We start from the raw sequence: 15,795 nt of genomic DNA, 5'->3' as shown, positions 1-15,795 counted from the left end.
CGGGCGCGGCCAAAACGCTGCCGCGCTATTTCAATCCAAAATAGGCGCGCCGCAGCGCCTCGTTGTCGGTCATCTCGGCAACCGTGCCGGAAAAGCGAATGCGCCCGCCTTCCAGAACAAATACGCGGGTTGCCACTTCAAGGAAACCGATATTCTGCTCGGCGATCAAAAGCGCGATCCCGCGCCCCTGCAGGCCGTTCAGGATACGGATGACCTCCTTGACGAACAGCGGCGACAGCCCGGCCGAAGGCTCGTCCATGACGAGAAGCTTCGGCTCGGCCGCGAGCGCCTTGGCGATCCCGAGCATCTTGCGCTGCCCGCCTGACAGGCTGGAGGCAGCGTCGCGGCGCTTGTCGCGCAGCACGGGAAAGAGGCCATAGAGTTCGTCGAGGCGCCGGCGCGGGTTGGCATGTCCCAGCGCCTGGGCCCCCACCAGGATGTTCTCCTCGATCGACAGGTCAGGAAACACCGCGAGCTCCGACATGTAGGTCATGCCGAGCTTCATGCGGTCGCTGGAGCGCATATGCGCGATATCCTGGCCGCCGAGCGCGATGCTGCCGTGACGGGCCTCGACCAGGCCGACCAGCGATTTCAGGAACGTGGTCTTGCCGGCACCGTTGGCGCCGAGCAGCAGGACCGTCTCGCCGGACTTGACGTCGAGATCGACGCCCCACAGCACCTGCATGGTGCCGTAGCCCGCATCGACGCCTTGCGCCTGGAGAAGAGGTGTTGCTTCAGGCGGCATGCTCGCCTCCCAAAAACACCTCGATCACCTGCGGTTCCTTCACGGCCGCAGCGAGCTTACCCTCGAAGATTTCCCGTCCCGCATTGAGAACGATGACGCGGTCGGTGATGTGCTCGATGAAGCCCATCAGGTGCTCGACGACGATGATCGACATGCCGCCTGCCGCGAGCTGCTTGATCCGCTCGGCAATCCAGTCGAGCTCGGCGGGATTGAGCCCGGCGGCGAGCTCGTCGAGCAGCAGCAGGCGCGGTCGCGTCGCCAGGGCGCGGACCAGATCCAGCATCTTCTGCTGCGCGCTGTTGAGATCGGCTGCCGGCCGATCGGCGACCGCGTCCAAACGATATTCGTCGAGCAGCGCATCGAGCGCCGGCGGCATTCCGCCAATGTGGCCGTAGGCCAGGGCGACCCTGACGTTCTCCCGCACGGTCAGCGACATGAACGGCTTCGGCACCTGGAAAGTCCTGTTGATGCCGCGATGGACCAATTTGTGGGACGCAATGCCGCCGATGGGCTCGCCATCGAAAGCGACCTCGCCGCCATCGGGGGCGTAGAGACCCGAAATCACGTTGATCGCCGTGGTCTTGCCCGAACCATTCGGACCGACCAGCCCCAGCACCTCGCCGGGCGCGGCATGAAAGCTGAGGCCGTCGAGCGCGACGAAACCGCCGAAGCGCTTCACCAGCTTGTCGACGCTGAGAATGGGTTTTGTGTCAGGGGACATGCCAGCCCCTCCGCGTCGCCAGCGAGACCAGCCCTGCCGGCAGGAACAACACCAACCCCATGATGAGAAGACCGTAGATGAGCTGGAAATATTGCGGGGTCGTGAACCCGATCAGATTGTAGACGCCGTACAGGATCAGGACGCCGATGATCGGACCGGAGATCGTCGCGACACCTCCGAACAGCGCGAAGACGATCGCGAAGATGCTGAACTCGCCGCTGAAGACATTGTCGGGATAGAACACGGACACGTACCAGGCATAGATGCCGCCGGCGAGCCCCGCCACCAGCGCAGAGGCCAGCCAGGCCGCGATGCGCATCTTGACGACGTTGACCCCCGCCATCGACGCGCTCACCGAATCCTCGCGTACGGCCTGCAGTGCAAGCCCAAAGCTCGAATTCTTCAGGAAGACGACACCGCCCACCGTCAATGTCAGCACCACCAGCGCCGCATCATAGGCGTGCGAGGGGTTGAACGTGCCCGTCAGCGACACGCCATACGGCCCCTTGGTAATGCCCTCCAATGCGGGATTGGCGACCAGGTGCAGCACAGCCAGCGACGCGGCGAGATTGGCAATGGCAAAATAGGCGCCGGAGAGCCGCAACAGCGGTGTCAGCAGCAGGCCGAGCAGCACGCCGACCAGCCCCGCCGCCAGCACGGCCACCAGCGCCGGCGACTGATAATGCATCACCAGCACCGCAAATCCGTAGGCGCCGGCCCCGAAGAAGCCGACATAGCCGAACGGCAAATAGCCGGTGAAGCCGTAGATGATGTTGACGCCCTGCGCGAGGATCAGGAAAGTGACGAAATTGAACAACAGCAGATGGTTCTGGTAGAGGCCCGGCAACACCGCAAACACGGCGATCAACGGCACCAGAATGAACAGCACATGCTTGACGGCATTAGGCAACGCGCACCCGCCTTCCAAGCAGGCCGCTCGGACGTAGCAAGAGGATCAGGATCAGCAGCACATAGGGCAGAAGGTCCGCCCATGAGCTGAGATAGGTCTGCACCAGCATATAGCAGACACCATAGACGACACCGCCGAGGGCCGTGCCGAGCGGATTGCCGAGCGAACCCAGCACGACGATCGCAAACGACGTCACCGTCGCGTCCGCGCCGAAGGCCGGCGTGATCGAGCCGAACATGAACGGCGCAAACACGCCCGCAACCGCAGCAAGCCCGAGTCCAATTCCGAACGCCGCGGCCGAGACACGATCGACATCGATGCCCGAGGCCAGCGCCTCGTCGCGTCGCGACATCACGGCGCGCGTCAAGGTGCCGAGCCGCGTGCGATAGAGATAGACGTAAACGAGACCGATCGCGACCAGGCTGATTCCGGCAGCAATCACCCACGGCGCGGGAAATCCCTGGCCGAGGATGCGGATCGGACCGTTCTGCGGCTTGCCGCCGAACAGCTGGACCTTGATGGTCGAGAACACCGTGCCGAGCAGCCGGCTCTGGATCGAGCGCTCGCTGGTGCCGGCGAAGATCGTGGTGATGGCTTCGACCACCTGCGACAGGCCGAAGAACAGGATGATCGACAGCATCTCGGGATTTGCCGATCCCTGCAGACGCGGCACCAGCACCCAATAAAGCAGCGTGCCGACCAGCAGAAACAGCACGAATGCCAGCGGCACCGCAAACAGCGGGTCGATTCCGGCCAGGGTGACGACGCCCAGCGCCACGAAGGCGCCGAGCATCAAGACGTCGCCATGCGCAAGGTTGACGATGCGCATGACGCCGAAGACGAGATTGAGCCCCATACCGACCAGGCTGAAATACAGCCCGAACAGGACGCCGGCGACCAACGCGTAGGTCAACATCAGCAGCCGACTCCCAGCACTTGCTCAGCGGGGTTTCCCGTCATGGACGCGGATAGACCGGCTTTCCGGTCGCCGTCTCATGGGGATAGATCGAGATGAACTTGAGATGCCCGTGATCGCCAAGCTCGAGCTGGCCGAGCGGCGTGAGCTCACCGATCTGACCGCCCATCTCGTCGAGCGCGAACGTGCCGTCCAGCGTTTGCAGCTGGTTGGACAGGCTGAAGGTTGCCTTGCGCAGCTCGAGCTGATCGAGGCTGGTCGCGACCGACAGGGTCTTTTCGATCACCAGAGCCGTGGTGTAGCCGGCAACCGAGTTGAAGCCGAACTCGACCTTGCCGTCAGGATATTTCTTGTTCCAGGCCGCTTTGTACTCGTCGATGTTCATGCCGAAATTCACCGGATATTTCAGCTCTTGCGGCGGCACGTAGGTGAAGACGTGCTCCAGTCCCTTCTCGCCGACGTTCTTCTCGAGCAGCTCGGTCTCCAGACCGGCATAGATCGAGAACAGCATCTTGAAGACGACGCCGACGTCCTGAACGTTGCGAAGGAAGGCGATGTCGTTCGGCGCATAGCCGAAGTGAATCACCGCGTCCGGGTTGGTGTTGGCGATGTTGTTGATGATGACGGTGTAGTTGGTCGTCTCGGTGGGAACGCCCTGATCGTAGACGATCTCGATCGGCGCGCCCGATTCCTTGACGAACTTCCGGAAGGCATTGGCCTGCGTGCCCGTGAACTCGTTGGTCGCATAGAGGATCGCGACCTTCTTGATGCCGAGGCCAGGTCCATCATGCGAGACGAAATCGGCGACCGGCTTCGGCCAGACGGTCGACACCGGGTCGGCCATCAGGGCGATGTAGGGATTGTCCTTGGAGAAGAAGCTGGCGCCCGTACCGGTCTGGTCGAACAGGAACATCTTGTGGTCGCGAGCAATCGCAACCGCAGGCGCGGTCAGCACCGAGCCGGAATCGGCAACCAGAAGATCGACCTTATCCTGGGTGATGAGCTGATTGTACAATGTCGCCGCGGTCGCCGTGTTGCTCTGGTCGTCATAGGCAACGAGCCTGATCGGGATCTTCTTGTCGAACGCCTTCACATAGACGCCGCCTTCGGCGTTCTTCTGTTCGACCCACAGCTTCAGCCCATAGTGAACCGGCATCGAGATCGAGGCATAGCGCCCGCTCGAGGCGTAGAGCGTTCCGATCTTGATCTCGGCCGGCGCATCCGCAGCAAGGGCCGGCGCAGCGAAGGTCAGACCTGCAACCAGCGCAACGCCTACTGATCTCAACATGGAATCCTCCCGATCTCTTCTTGTCTCGGCACTTATGTACCGTGCGAACTTACTGGCACACAAGCACGCCGTCAGCAATTGTGCGCATGGTGGAATACGGGGCGTGCAGAGCTCAGTGCTGGACCGTTGACGCGCGATAGTCAATTGGCGCATCAAGATTGAAACAGACGAGCATCGAGTTCTCGCCTTTGGGAGGAGCTGCCGACATGGCCGAACCGCAGCGCGCACGACCGAAACCAACGCCGGAGACCCAGCATTTCTGGGACGGCACCAAAGCGGGCGAGCTGCGCCTGCAACGCTGCGATGCCTGTGCGCATGTCTACTTTCCGCCGCGCCCGTTCTGCCCGTCCTGCGCCTCACGCAAGGTCTCCGTCTTCAAGGCGAGCGGCAAGGGTTTCCTCTACAGCTACGTCATCAACCACCGCCCTGCCGCGCCGGGCTTCACGCCGCCTTACGCGATCGCTGTCGTTGAGCTCGACGAGGGACCGCGGATGATGAGCAACATCATCGACTGCCCGCAGACGCCGGAGGCGCTCGCGCTCGACATGAAGCTTGAGGTCGCGTTCCAGCAGCTGGACGACAAGATCACCCTTCCCATATTCCGTCCGGCGAAGGGGTAAGCCATGCGCAAGAACCAGGTTGCCGTCGTCGGCGCGGCCGAGACCACCGAACTCGGAATCATCCCCAACGCCTCGCAGCTCCAGCTCCACGCGGATGCAGCACTCAATGCGATCGCCGATGCCGGGCTGAAGCTCTCCGACATCGACGGCTTTGCCACCGCGGTCGAAACGCCACAGCAGGTCTGCCACTATCTCGGCATCAAGCCGACCTGGGTGGACGGCACGTCCGTCGGCGGCTGCTCGTTCATGCTGCACGTCCGCCATGCGGCCGCCGCGATCGAGGCTGGTCTTTGCAAGACCGTGCTGATCACCCATGCCGAGAGCGGAAAGTCGATGATCGGCAAGGCGCCGCGCTCGATCCCCGCCGACAGTCTGCAGGGCCAGTTCGAGGCGCCCTATGGCGTCTACGGCCCGCCCAGCATGTTCCCGATTCCCGTGCTGCGCTTCATGAAGACCTATGGCATCACCCATGAACAGCTCGCGTCGGTCGCCGTCGTGCAGCGCGAATGGGCGGCCAGGAATCCGCGCGCGATGATGAAGGATCCGATCACGGTCGCCGACGTGCTGAACTCGCGCATGATCGCCTATCCGTTCCGGCTGCTGCAGTGCTGCCTCGTCACCGACGGCGGCGGCGCGCTGATCCTCACCTCGGCCGACCGCGCCAGGGATTTTCCGCGCAAGCCCGTTTATATCATGGGCACCGGCGAGAGCGTGGAAACGCCGATGGTGAGCCAGATGGAGACGTTCAACTCCTCGCGCGCATTCAAGACCGCGGGACCGCTCGCGTTCAAGGAGGCCGGCATCGCGCACAAGGACGTCGATCACCTCATGATCTACGACGCCTTTGCGCATTTGCCGCTGTTCGGGCTCGGCGATCTCGGTTTCATGCCGTACGAGGAGACTGGCAAATTCATCGCTGATGGCAACACGCGGCCCGGGGGCAAGCTTCCGCTCAACACCAATGGCGGCGGCCTCTCCTACATGCATTCGGGCATGTACGGCATGTACGCGCTGCAGGAGAGCGTGCGCCAGATGCGCGGCATCGCACCGGCGCAGGTAGCGAATGCGAAGATTTCCGTGTGCCATGGCGTCGGCGGCATGTTCGCGGCGTCAGGCACGATCGTGTTTACGAATGAGAGGTAACAGCCCGTCATTCCGGGGCGCGCTTAGCGCGAACCCGGAATCTCGAGATTCCGGGTCTGGTGCTTCGCACCATCCCGGAATGACGGACAAAACAGGAGGCACCACATGAGCAAATCACTGCAGGACAAGGTCATCATCGTCACCGGCGCAGGCCGCGGTATCGGGCGCGAGATCGCGCTGCTCTGTGCGGCCGAGGGCGCCAAGGTCGTTGTCAACGATCCCGGCGCGGCTGCCGACGGCGCCGGGTCGAGCGCGACGCCTGCTGAGGAAGTCGTCGAGGAGATCAAGAAGCGCGGCGGCACGGCGGTCGCCAATTTCGAGTCGGTCGCCGAAGCGATCCCCGCCAGCAAGATCGTCAAGACCGCGACCGATGCCTTCGGCAGGCTCGATGGCGTCGTCAACAATGCCGGCATCCTGCGCGACATGATCTTCCACAAGATGAGCGTGGAAGCATTCGAGGCCGTCATCAAGGTGCATCTGATGGGCTCGTTCTATGTCAGCCACGCCGCCGCGCGCATCTTCCGCGAGCAGGAAAGCGGCTCCTTCGTGCACTTCACCTCGACCTCGGGCCTGATCGGCAATTTCGGCCAGGCCAATTATGCCGCCGCCAAGCTCGGCATCGTCGGGCTGTCGAAATCCATCGCGCTCGACATGGGCCGCTTCAACGTGCGCTCCAACTGCGTGTCGCCGTTCGCCTGGACCCGCATGATCGGTACCATCCCGACCGAGACCGAGGCCGAGAAGGCCCGGGTCGAGAAGATTAAGCAGATGGGCCCGGAAAAGATCGCGCCGATCTGCGCCTATCTGCTCTCCGATGCCGCCAAGGACGTCACCGGGCAGATCTTTGGCGCACGCATGAACGAGCTGTTCCTGTTCAGCCAGAACCGCCCGTTGCGCTCGGTCCATCGCAGCGAAGGCTGGACGCCGCAGTCGATCGCCGAACACGGCATGCCGGCGCTGAAGGGCTCGTTCTACAAGCTGGATCGCTCCGCGGATATTTTCCCCTGGGATCCGGTGTAACGCTGCGCCACCGTCATTCCGGGATGGTCCGAAGGACCAGACCCGGAATCTCGAGATTCCGGGTTCGCCCTTCGGGCGCCCCGGAATGACGGCTAACCCGTATTCCTCAATCCCGCCGAGATGCCGTTGATGGTCAGCTGAATTCCGCGCAGCACCTGCTCGTCCGGGTTCTGCGCGCGATGCTCCCTGAGCAGCTCGACCTGCACGTGGTTGAGCGGATCGAGATATGGGAAGCGGTGACGCACCGAGCGCTCCAGCAGCGGGTTGCCCTGCAGCAGGCGGTCCTGCCCCATGATATCGAGCAGCGTCTCGATGCAGGAATGCCATTCGCGGCGGATGCGGCCGAAGATTTTTTCGCGCAGCGCCTCATCAGGCACCAGCTCGGCATAGCGTGAGGCGATCGCGATCGAGCTCTTCGCCAGCACCATGTCCATGTTCGACAGCAGCATGCGGAAGAACGGCCATTCCCCGTAGAGCTCTTTCAGGAACGGCATGCCCTTGTCGGGATGGTCTGTGATCCACTGCTCGACCGCGCTGCCGAAGCCGTACCAGCCCGGCAGCATCAGGCGGCATTGCGCCCAGGAGAACACCCAGGGGATCGCGCGCAAATCCTCGATCGCGCGGGTCTTCTTGCGCGAGGCCGGACGGCTGCCGATGTTCAGCGTCGCGATCTCGTTGATCACGGTCGAGGACCAGAAATAATCGACGAAGCCCTCGGTCTCGTAGACAAGACCGCGGTATGCCCTAAAGGCGAGATTTGAAAGCTCGTCCATCGCGATCAGATATTCGCGGCGCGGCGCGCTCTCGCGCGGCCGCAACAGGCTCGCATCCAGCGTCGCCGCAGCCAGGATCTCCAGATTGTTGCGTCCGACTTCGGCGTTGGAATATTTCGACGAGATGATCTCGCCCTGCTCGGTGATGCGGATCTGGCCGTTCACGGCGCCGCCCGGCTGGGCGACGATGGCGTCATAGCTCGGCCCGCCGCCACGGCCGACCGAGCCGCCGCGGCCGTGGAAAAGGCGCAGCCGCACATGATGACGCTCGAATACCTCGACGAGCCCGATCTCGGCCTTGTAGAGCTCCCAGCCCGAGGTGACGAAGCCGCCATCCTTGTTGCTGTCGGAATAGCCGAGCATGACTTCCTGCACGCTGCCACGGCTGTCGACGAGGCGACGATAATCGTGCAGCGACAGCATGCGGTCCATGATGCCTGAAGAGGCCTGCAGATCCTCGATGGTCTCGAACAGCGGCACGATGTTGATGGCGCTGCGCCCGGAGGGATGGACCAGGCCGACCTCCTTGAGCAACACCGCGACCTCGAGCATGTCGGACATGCCCTTGCACATCGAGATGATGCACTGGGGAATCGCGTCCGAGCCGAACTTCGCATGCGCCTCCGCGGCGGCATGGAAGACGTTGAGCTCGCCCATGGTCTCATCGCTGTACTTGACGAAGGGCGAGACCAGCGCGCGCGTCGAGCGCAATTCGTTGGTGAGGAGCGAGATGCGCGCCTCCTCGCCGAGCGCGAGATAGGACATTCCGGGGTTGGCGGCGTCGATCAGCTCGGCAATGGTGCGTTCGTGCACCGCCGAGTTCTGGCGGATGTCGAGCCGCGCCAGATGGAAGCCGAAGCAATCCACCGCGCGCCGCAGCAGCCGCAGCCGGCCGCGCGCGATGACGCGGGCGTTGTTGGAGATCAGCGAGCGATGCAGCACGTCGAGATCGGCCTGCAGCTCCTTGACGCTTCCGTAGGGCGCGCCCTTGCCGACCGGCCGGCGGGTGATCTCGACCTCGAGCTTCTCGGCCGTCGCGGTCAGGCGCGCATAGATGCCTGAGACCGCAAGGCGATAGGGCTCGCCGCTCCGGTGCGGCGAGGTGTCGGGCGAGCGCTCCGCGAGGTTACGGAGCTCCTCGGAGACATCGGCGAGATGGGCGGCGATCGACAATTCCGAGCCGAGCACGTGGAGCTCGTTCAGGTAGAATTGCATCACACGGCTCGACTGCAGCCGCAGCGTGCCGCGCATCACGTCGGCGGTGACGAAGGGATTGCCGTCGCGGTCGCCGCCGATCCAGCTGCCCATGCGCAGGAACGAAGCGAGCTCGCTGGCGGCCTGCTCGCCGCCGTCCTCCAGCCGGTCTTCCAGCGCGTTGACCAGTCGAGGTACCTCGCGCAGGAAGGTGTAGTCGTAGAACGACAGGCCGTTGGCGACCTCGTCGAGCACGGTGAGCTTGGTGCGGCGGAGCAGATTGGTCTGCCACAACGTCAGCACCTCGCGGCGAAGCTGCTCGTCGCTCGCGGCGGCCTCGTCCGCGGTCAGCGCAACCCGCTCGCGGCGGTCGAGCAGCGCGGCGATCTCCATCTCGCGGTCCATGGTGCTCTTGCGACGGACTTCGGTCGGATGCGCGGTCAGCACCGGGCTGACCAGCGCGGTCTTGAAGAAGCTGCGCAGCGCGTCGGCGCCGATGCCGGCGGCCTTGGCCTTGGCCAATGTTTGCGCCAGCACGCCGGACCCGTTGGCGGCGCTGCGGCTGCGCATCTGGCGGATGTTGTTCTGGTCCTCGGCAATGTTGGCGAGGTGGGAGAAATAGCTGAAGGCGCGGACGATCCGAACCGTCTCCGAGGTCGACATGCTGTCGAGGATCTGCTCGAGCTCGCGGCGGGCAATCCGGTCCTCGTCGCGGTGGAACCGGATCGAGGTCTGCCTGATGCGCTCGACCAGGTCGAACACGTCGGCACCTTCCTGGTCGCGCACCGTGTCGCCCAGGATGCGTCCGAGCAGGCGGATATCGTCGCGCAGCCGGACATCGGCCTCCAGCGCCTGGACGTCCTCAGGCCGGTTCGGGCGAAGATCGGCAGCGTCGGATGGTACGGTCTGGAGGGACATGGCTCGCTCCTTTTTCTAGAGCTCCCAATGGCTCCCCGGCGGACCGAGTGTGCGATATTTTTCTGCCGCAGTGCAAGACGAAGTTGGGGGCGGTGCACACAGCCGCCGCTGGGGCCGGCGGCCCGGCAGAGTCAGGCCGGCACGATCACCTTGCCGATCGGCCAGAGCGCGATGCCGGCGAGCTTCAGATGGGCCCAAGCAAAGGGAAGGCCGATGATGGTGATGGCGAAGAGCACGGCGGTCAGGAGGTGGCCGAGCGCCAGCCACCAGCCGGCCAGAACGAGCCAGATGATGTTGCCGATCACCCCGAGGGCGCCGGTACCGATGTCGCTCATGCCGGTGACCTCGTCACGACTGACCGCGCGCGAGCCGAACGGCAGCAGCGTGTAGATGGCGATGTTGAACGCCGCCCGCGCCCAGGGCAGCCCGATGATGGTGATGGCCATGATCACTGAAGCCACCAGCCAGCCGAAGGCCATCCAGGCCCCGCCGATGAGAATCCAGATCAGGTTGAGCAGGATGGAAACTGGGGACATGACTTTAAGAACCCTGGGATGATCCGGAGGCCAATGACCCCACTTATATAGGTGGGAAAATCGTCGTTGCGACGGCGGCACCCACTTCATCGAATTGACGCACGCATTGCCCAGAATGGCACGGCGTTTGAAACATTCGGGGCGCAATGGCATTGCTGTCGCGGCCATCGGGGCCTAGGGGGGGTCGCATGTCCGATTTCGTCATCGAGGAAGGCCTGCCCTATCCACTGGGTGCCCATTGGAGCGGCAACGGCACCAACTTCGCGGTATTTTCAGCCAATGCCACCAAGGTGGAAGTCTGCCTGTACGACGGCGATCGCGAGACGCATCGCTTCGAGCTGCCGGAATATACCGATCAGGTCTTCCATGGGTACATCAGCGGCGTCGGCCCCGGCACCTTTTATGGCTATCGCGTCCACGGGCCCTATCAGCCCGACGCCGGTCATCGCTTCAATCCCAACAAGCTGCTGCTCGATCCCTATGCCCGCGCCCATGCCGGGAGCCTGACCTGGAATCCGGCCGTGTTCGGCTACATCATGGAGACGGGCGACGATACGACCTTCGACGAACGCGACAGCGCGCCGTTCATGCCGAAATGCGTCGTGGTCGATCCTGATTTCGACTGGCAGGCCGAGGCCGCCCGGCAGAACGTGCACTGGGACGAGACCATCGTCTACGAGACCCACGTCAAGGGCTTTACGAAGAAGCATCCAGCGGTGCCGGACAACCTGCGCGGCACCTATGCCGGCTTCGCCGCACCCGAGATGATCGCGCATCTGACATCGCTCGGCGTGACCTCGATCGAGCTGCTGCCGGTCCATTCCTTCATCAACGACGACAATCTTCTGAAGAGGAACCTGGTCAATTACTGGGGCTACAACACCATCGGCTTCTTCGCACCCGACCCGCGCTACGCCTCCGACGTGCCGAATTCCTTGCGCGAGTTCAAGGAGATGGTCTCGAAGCTGCACGGCGCAGGCCTCGAGGTGATCCTCGACGTCGTCTACAACCACACCGCCGAAGGCAACGAGCTTGGGCCGACCCTATCCTTCAAGGGCATCGACAATGCGAGCTATTATCGCCTGCTGCCCGACCGGAAGCGCTATTACATCAACGACACCGGCACCGGAAACACCGTCAACCTGTCGCATCCGCGCGTGATCCAGATGGTGATGGACAGCTTGCGCTACTGGGCCGGCCATATGCATATCGACGGCTTCCGCTTCGACCTCGGCACCATTCTCGCACGCGAGGTCTACGGCTTCGACGAGCAGAGCGGATTTCTCAAGGCGATGGATCAGGATCCGCTGCTGTCGACCGTCAAGCTGATCGCCGAGCCCTGGGACTGCGGACCCGGCGGCTACCAGGTCGGCGGCTTCCCGCCCGGCTGGGCGGAGTGGAACGACAAATATCGCGACACGGTGCGCGATTATTGGCGCGGCGAGGCGCCGCCCTCTGCCCTCGCCTCGCGGCTGCTCGGCTCCGGCGACATCTTCGGCCGCTGGGGCGGCCGTCGCTCATGGGCCAGCGTCAACTTCATCACGGCTCATGACGGTTTTACGCTGAACGATTGGGCGAGCTACAACGACAAGCACAACGAAGCCAATGGCGAGGGCAACCGCGACGGTAATTCCAGCAACCGCTCCTGGAATTGCGGCGTCGAAGGCCCGACGGACAACCAGGAGATCGTCGCCCTGCGCGAGCGGCAGAAGCGAAACATGCTGGCGACCCTTTTGCTCTCGCAGGGAACGCCGATGCTGCTCGGCGGCGACGAGTTCGGCCGCACCCAGCAGGGCAACAACAACGCCTATTGCCAGGACAGCGATATCTCCTGGTTCGACTGGACGATGGGCGAGCATGCGCAGAAGCTGCTCGCCTTCACCAAGCGGGTGATCCAGCTGAGGCGCGACTATCCGATCCTGCGCCGCAGCCGCTTCCTCACCGGCGTGCATGATGCGCAGCTCGACATCCGCGATGTCGTCTGGATCAATCCCAATGGCAGCGAGATGTCGAGCGCCGAGTGGGAGAGCGGCTGGCTGAAATGCTTCGGCGCCGTGCTCGACGGCCGTGCACGCAAGACGGCCATCCCGCGCCACGGCGAGGACGACAGCGTGCTGATCATCCTCAACAGCTATGAGGGCGAAGTCGACTTCAAGCTGCCGCACACCACGGCCGGACCGTGCTGGTCGCTGCTGCTCGACACCAATGCCGCCGACGGCGCATCCGGCGTCCGGTTCGACTTCGACAGCGTCTACAAGGTACCGGGCCGGTCGTTCCTGTTGTTCGTCGGCGGAGAGCTGGTTTAGAGGTCAGCCTGTAGCCCGGATGGAGCGCAGCGAAATCCGGGGCCTTTGCATCCGGAGAGTTAAGTCCCGGATTGCGCTTCGCTCCATCCGGCTACAGGGCGTTTAAATCTTCCGCCCCGCCTGCTCCCAATAGGGATCGCGCAGGCGGCGTTTGAAGATTTTTCCGGAGTCCTCGCGCGGCAGGCCCGTGCGGATCTCGATATGCTTCGGGACCTTGTAGTCGGCGAGTGAGCTCTTCAATCGCGCACGGATGTCGGCGACGCCGAGCGTGACGCCCGGTTGCGGCTCGACCACCGCCATCAGCGCCTCGCCGAACTCGGCATCGGGGATGCCGAACACGGCGCAATCATGCACGCCCGGGATGGCATGCAGCACCGACTCGATCTCGGCCGGATAGATGTTGACGCCGCCTGATATCACCATGTCGCGCTTGCGGTCGCAGATGAAGACGTAACCATCTTCGTCGATATAGCCGACGTCGCCCGAGGTGATGAAACCGTCGCGGTCGATTTCGGCGCGCTTCTCCGGCTTGTTGTGGTAGGTGAAGTCGGCAAGCCCCGCCATGCGGGAATAGATCTCGCCGATCTCGCCGACGCCGAGCAGGCGGCCGTCGTCGCCGATGAAGCGCAGCTCGGCGCCGGGTGAGATCTTGCCGACCGTACCCGGCTTCCTGAGCGCGTCCTCGGAGGTCGCGAAGGTGACGGCGCTGGACTCGGTCGAACCGTAGAATTCATAGATCACCGGCCCCCACCACTCGATCATGGCGCGCTTGACGTCCGCCGGACAGGGCGCGGCCGCGTGAATGACGTGACGGAGCGAGGAGACGTCGTACTTCTTGCGGACCTCCTCCGGCAGTTTCATCAGGCGGATAAACATGGTCGGCACCATGAAGATGGTGTCGATCTTGTACCGCTCGATCAGCTCGAGAAACTCTTCCGCCTCGAAGCGCGGCATCAGGACCAGCGCGCCGCCGAGCTTGCCTGCACGGATACCGAACGAGTTCGGCGCGGAGTGATAGAGCGGACCTGGCAGGATCGCGCGGGCGCCGGGTTTCAACCCATAGATCGTCGCACGCATACGCTCGCCGGCCGCCTGCTGCTCCGGCGTCGGGGCGTTGCGACGTACACCCTTGGGATGACCTGTCGTGCCTGACGTGTAGATCATGTTCATCGGCTGCGGCACGACCGGGCCGTCATAGGGCTGATACTGCTCGAGCCAGGACTCGAAATCGATTGCGAAGTCCGGCGTCTCGAGGTGATCGGGATCGATCTTGTAGGTCTTCAGGATTTCCGGTGGCGTCGGCACGCTGAGCACGGTAACGCCATCAGGAATCGCATCGCGCAGGACGTGCAGCATGTCAGCATGTCCGATCAGCACGGAGGTGCCGGTGTCACCGAGGATGTAGTTGATCTCCTCCGGCTTGAAGTGCCAGTTGATCGGCACGCCGTAGGCCCCAAGCCGCATCGCGGCGTAGGCGGCCTCAAGGAAGGTGATATCGTTGCGCATCAGCATGCAGACGCAATCACCTTGCTTGACACCTGACATGGCGAGCCCGGACGCGATGCGGTCGGCGCGATCGGCGACCTCGGTGTGGGCACGGCGGCGGTCGCCGGAGACGATGCCGAGAAATTTGGACGTTTCGCTCATTCTTGTTTTCCGATCTTTCGTCGGGTTTCGACAGAGGCACAATCATGGTCGTCATTCCGGGGCGATGCGAAAGCATCGAACCCGGAATCCATGTCACGGCAGGGAATGCGGCGGGATGGATTCCGGGCCTGCGCCTGCGGCGCATCCCGGAATGACGAACTCAATCCACATACTTCGCCGCGCGCTTCTCCAGGTTCGACCGCACCGCTTCGGTCTGGTTCGGGCTGCCGATCAGCTTCTGCTGCTCGACCGACTCCGCAAGCAGCGCAGGTCCTGGATCGACCGAGAGATTGTTCAGCAGTCGCTTGGCGGCTCGGATCGCATCGGGGCTCTTGCCGGCGATCTCACGCGCGACTTCGAGCGCCGCAGCGCGCGGATCATCGCAGATGCGGGTGGCGAGACCGTAGCTCATCGCTTCCTGCGCGGAGAAGATGCGGCCCGTGTAGGTGAGATCGCGCAGGATGTCGTCGCGCACGAGGCTCGCCAGGATCGGCGTGCCTGCCATGTCAGGCACGAGGCCCCATTTGATTTCCATGATCGACATCCGCGCATCGGCGCTCAGGAAGCGCATGTCGGCGCCGAGCGAGAGCTGGAAGCCGCCACCGAAGGCAACGCCGTGCACGGCCGCAATCACCGGAACCGGAAGCTGGCGCCAGCCCCACACCGCTTGTTGCGGGAAGTTGGCCTGGCCATGCGTCCGCTTGGTGAGATCTCGATTTTCGCCACCCGGAATTCCGTTGCCGCCCTTCTCCCTCATGGCGGCAAAACGTCCCATGTCGAGACCAGCGCAGAAGGCGCGGCCCTCGCCAGACAGCACGACAGCGCGTACGCCTTTTTCCCGGGAAAGACGCTCGGTTGCCGCGACAAGCGCCTCGAACATGGCTTGATCCAGCGCATTCATCTTGTCGGCGCGCACCAGGCGCACGTCGGCAACGCCTTCCGAGATCGAGATCGAGACGCGCTCTTCCATGGATGAATTCTCCCCTGTTCTTGTTCGGTGCCGCTTTACAGAAAGCTGACGGCCGGATTTAGTCAATCGACCAATTAACTGACGATAC

The 15,795-nt window shown here is 63.5% G+C and carries 13 protein-coding genes; 4 read left to right on the top strand and 9 right to left on the bottom strand.

Annotation, left to right across the window (positions count from 1 at the left end):
- Positions 1 to 25: 25 nt before the first annotated feature.
- The 5 genes from XH80_RS31345 to XH80_RS31325 are packed head-to-tail and all read right to left on the bottom strand — an operon-like array spanning position 26 to position 4,580.
- On the bottom strand, positions 26 to 745 hold the full coding sequence (locus tag XH80_RS31345) for an ABC transporter ATP-binding protein (RefSeq protein WP_271601922.1): 720 nt from the start codon (positions 743 to 745) through the stop codon (positions 26 to 28).
- Positions 735 to 1,466, bottom strand: coding sequence for an ABC transporter ATP-binding protein (locus XH80_RS31340; RefSeq protein WP_271601921.1), 732 nt, complete (start codon positions 1,464 to 1,466; stop codon positions 735 to 737). Before XH80_RS31340 ends, XH80_RS31345 begins: the two co-directional genes overlap by 11 nt.
- Positions 1,456 to 2,376 carry a branched-chain amino acid ABC transporter permease gene (locus XH80_RS31335; RefSeq protein ID WP_220003718.1) on the bottom strand — a complete coding sequence of 307 codons (921 nt, stop codon included), beginning with the start codon at positions 2,374 to 2,376 and terminating at the stop codon, positions 1,456 to 1,458. The genes XH80_RS31340 and XH80_RS31335 overlap by 11 nt, the downstream gene beginning before the upstream one ends.
- Positions 2,369 to 3,292 (bottom strand): branched-chain amino acid ABC transporter permease, encoded by a 924-nt coding sequence (locus XH80_RS31330; RefSeq protein ID WP_083514502.1) that lies wholly within the window; start codon positions 3,290 to 3,292, stop codon positions 2,369 to 2,371. The genes XH80_RS31335 and XH80_RS31330 overlap by 8 nt, the downstream gene beginning before the upstream one ends.
- A gap of 40 nt (positions 3,293 to 3,332) precedes the next feature.
- Positions 3,333 to 4,580 carry an amino acid ABC transporter substrate-binding protein gene (locus XH80_RS31325; RefSeq protein ID WP_271601920.1) on the bottom strand — a complete coding sequence of 416 codons (1,248 nt, stop codon included), beginning with the start codon at positions 4,578 to 4,580 and terminating at the stop codon, positions 3,333 to 3,335.
- A 206-nt stretch (positions 4,581 to 4,786) separates the two neighbouring features.
- Between XH80_RS31325 and XH80_RS31320 the strand changes: the two genes are divergently transcribed.
- From XH80_RS31320 to XH80_RS31310, 3 genes are all read left to right on the top strand, one after another.
- Positions 4,787 to 5,200, top strand: a complete 414-nt coding sequence (locus XH80_RS31320) for a Zn-ribbon domain-containing OB-fold protein (RefSeq protein WP_271601919.1) — start codon at positions 4,787 to 4,789, stop codon at positions 5,198 to 5,200.
- Positions 5,201 to 5,203: 3 nt separating this feature from the next.
- A complete protein-coding gene (locus XH80_RS31315; protein ID WP_271601918.1) occupies positions 5,204 to 6,343 on the top strand; it encodes a thiolase C-terminal domain-containing protein in 1,140 nt (379 codons plus the stop codon).
- 105 nt (positions 6,344 to 6,448) lie between these two features.
- A complete protein-coding gene (locus XH80_RS31310; RefSeq protein ID WP_271601917.1) occupies positions 6,449 to 7,363 on the top strand; it encodes an SDR family oxidoreductase in 915 nt (304 codons plus the stop codon).
- Positions 7,364 to 7,455: 92 nt separating this feature from the next.
- Here XH80_RS31310 and ppc read toward each other — a convergent pair whose 3' ends face one another.
- A complete protein-coding gene (gene ppc / locus XH80_RS31305) occupies positions 7,456 to 10,248 on the bottom strand; it encodes a phosphoenolpyruvate carboxylase (protein ID WP_271601916.1) in 2,793 nt (930 codons plus the stop codon).
- A 131-nt stretch (positions 10,249 to 10,379) separates the two neighbouring features.
- Positions 10,380 to 10,784, bottom strand: a complete 405-nt coding sequence (locus tag XH80_RS31300; RefSeq protein WP_057752947.1) for a YccF domain-containing protein — start codon at positions 10,782 to 10,784, stop codon at positions 10,380 to 10,382.
- Positions 10,785 to 10,972: 188 nt separating this feature from the next.
- Between XH80_RS31300 and glgX the strand changes: the two genes are divergently transcribed.
- On the top strand, positions 10,973 to 13,090 hold the full coding sequence (gene glgX, locus XH80_RS31295) for a glycogen debranching protein GlgX (RefSeq protein WP_271601915.1): 2,118 nt from the start codon (positions 10,973 to 10,975) through the stop codon (positions 13,088 to 13,090).
- Positions 13,091 to 13,192: 102 nt separating this feature from the next.
- Here glgX and XH80_RS31290 read toward each other — a convergent pair whose 3' ends face one another.
- Together XH80_RS31290 and XH80_RS31285 are read right to left on the bottom strand one after the other, a co-directional pair.
- Positions 13,193 to 14,737 carry an acyl-CoA synthetase gene (locus XH80_RS31290; RefSeq protein WP_271601914.1) on the bottom strand — a complete coding sequence of 515 codons (1,545 nt, stop codon included), beginning with the start codon at positions 14,735 to 14,737 and terminating at the stop codon, positions 13,193 to 13,195.
- 160 nt (positions 14,738 to 14,897) lie between these two features.
- Positions 14,898 to 15,707, bottom strand: coding sequence for a crotonase/enoyl-CoA hydratase family protein (locus XH80_RS31285; RefSeq protein ID WP_271601913.1), 810 nt, complete (start codon positions 15,705 to 15,707; stop codon positions 14,898 to 14,900).
- Positions 15,708 to 15,795: the final 88 nt, after the last annotated feature.

The sequence above is a fragment of the Bradyrhizobium sp. CCBAU 45384 genome, assembly GCF_028128665.1.
Lineage (GTDB): Bacteria > Pseudomonadota > Alphaproteobacteria > Rhizobiales > Xanthobacteraceae > Bradyrhizobium > Bradyrhizobium manausense.
This window is presented reverse-complemented; position numbering and strand designations above follow the sequence as displayed.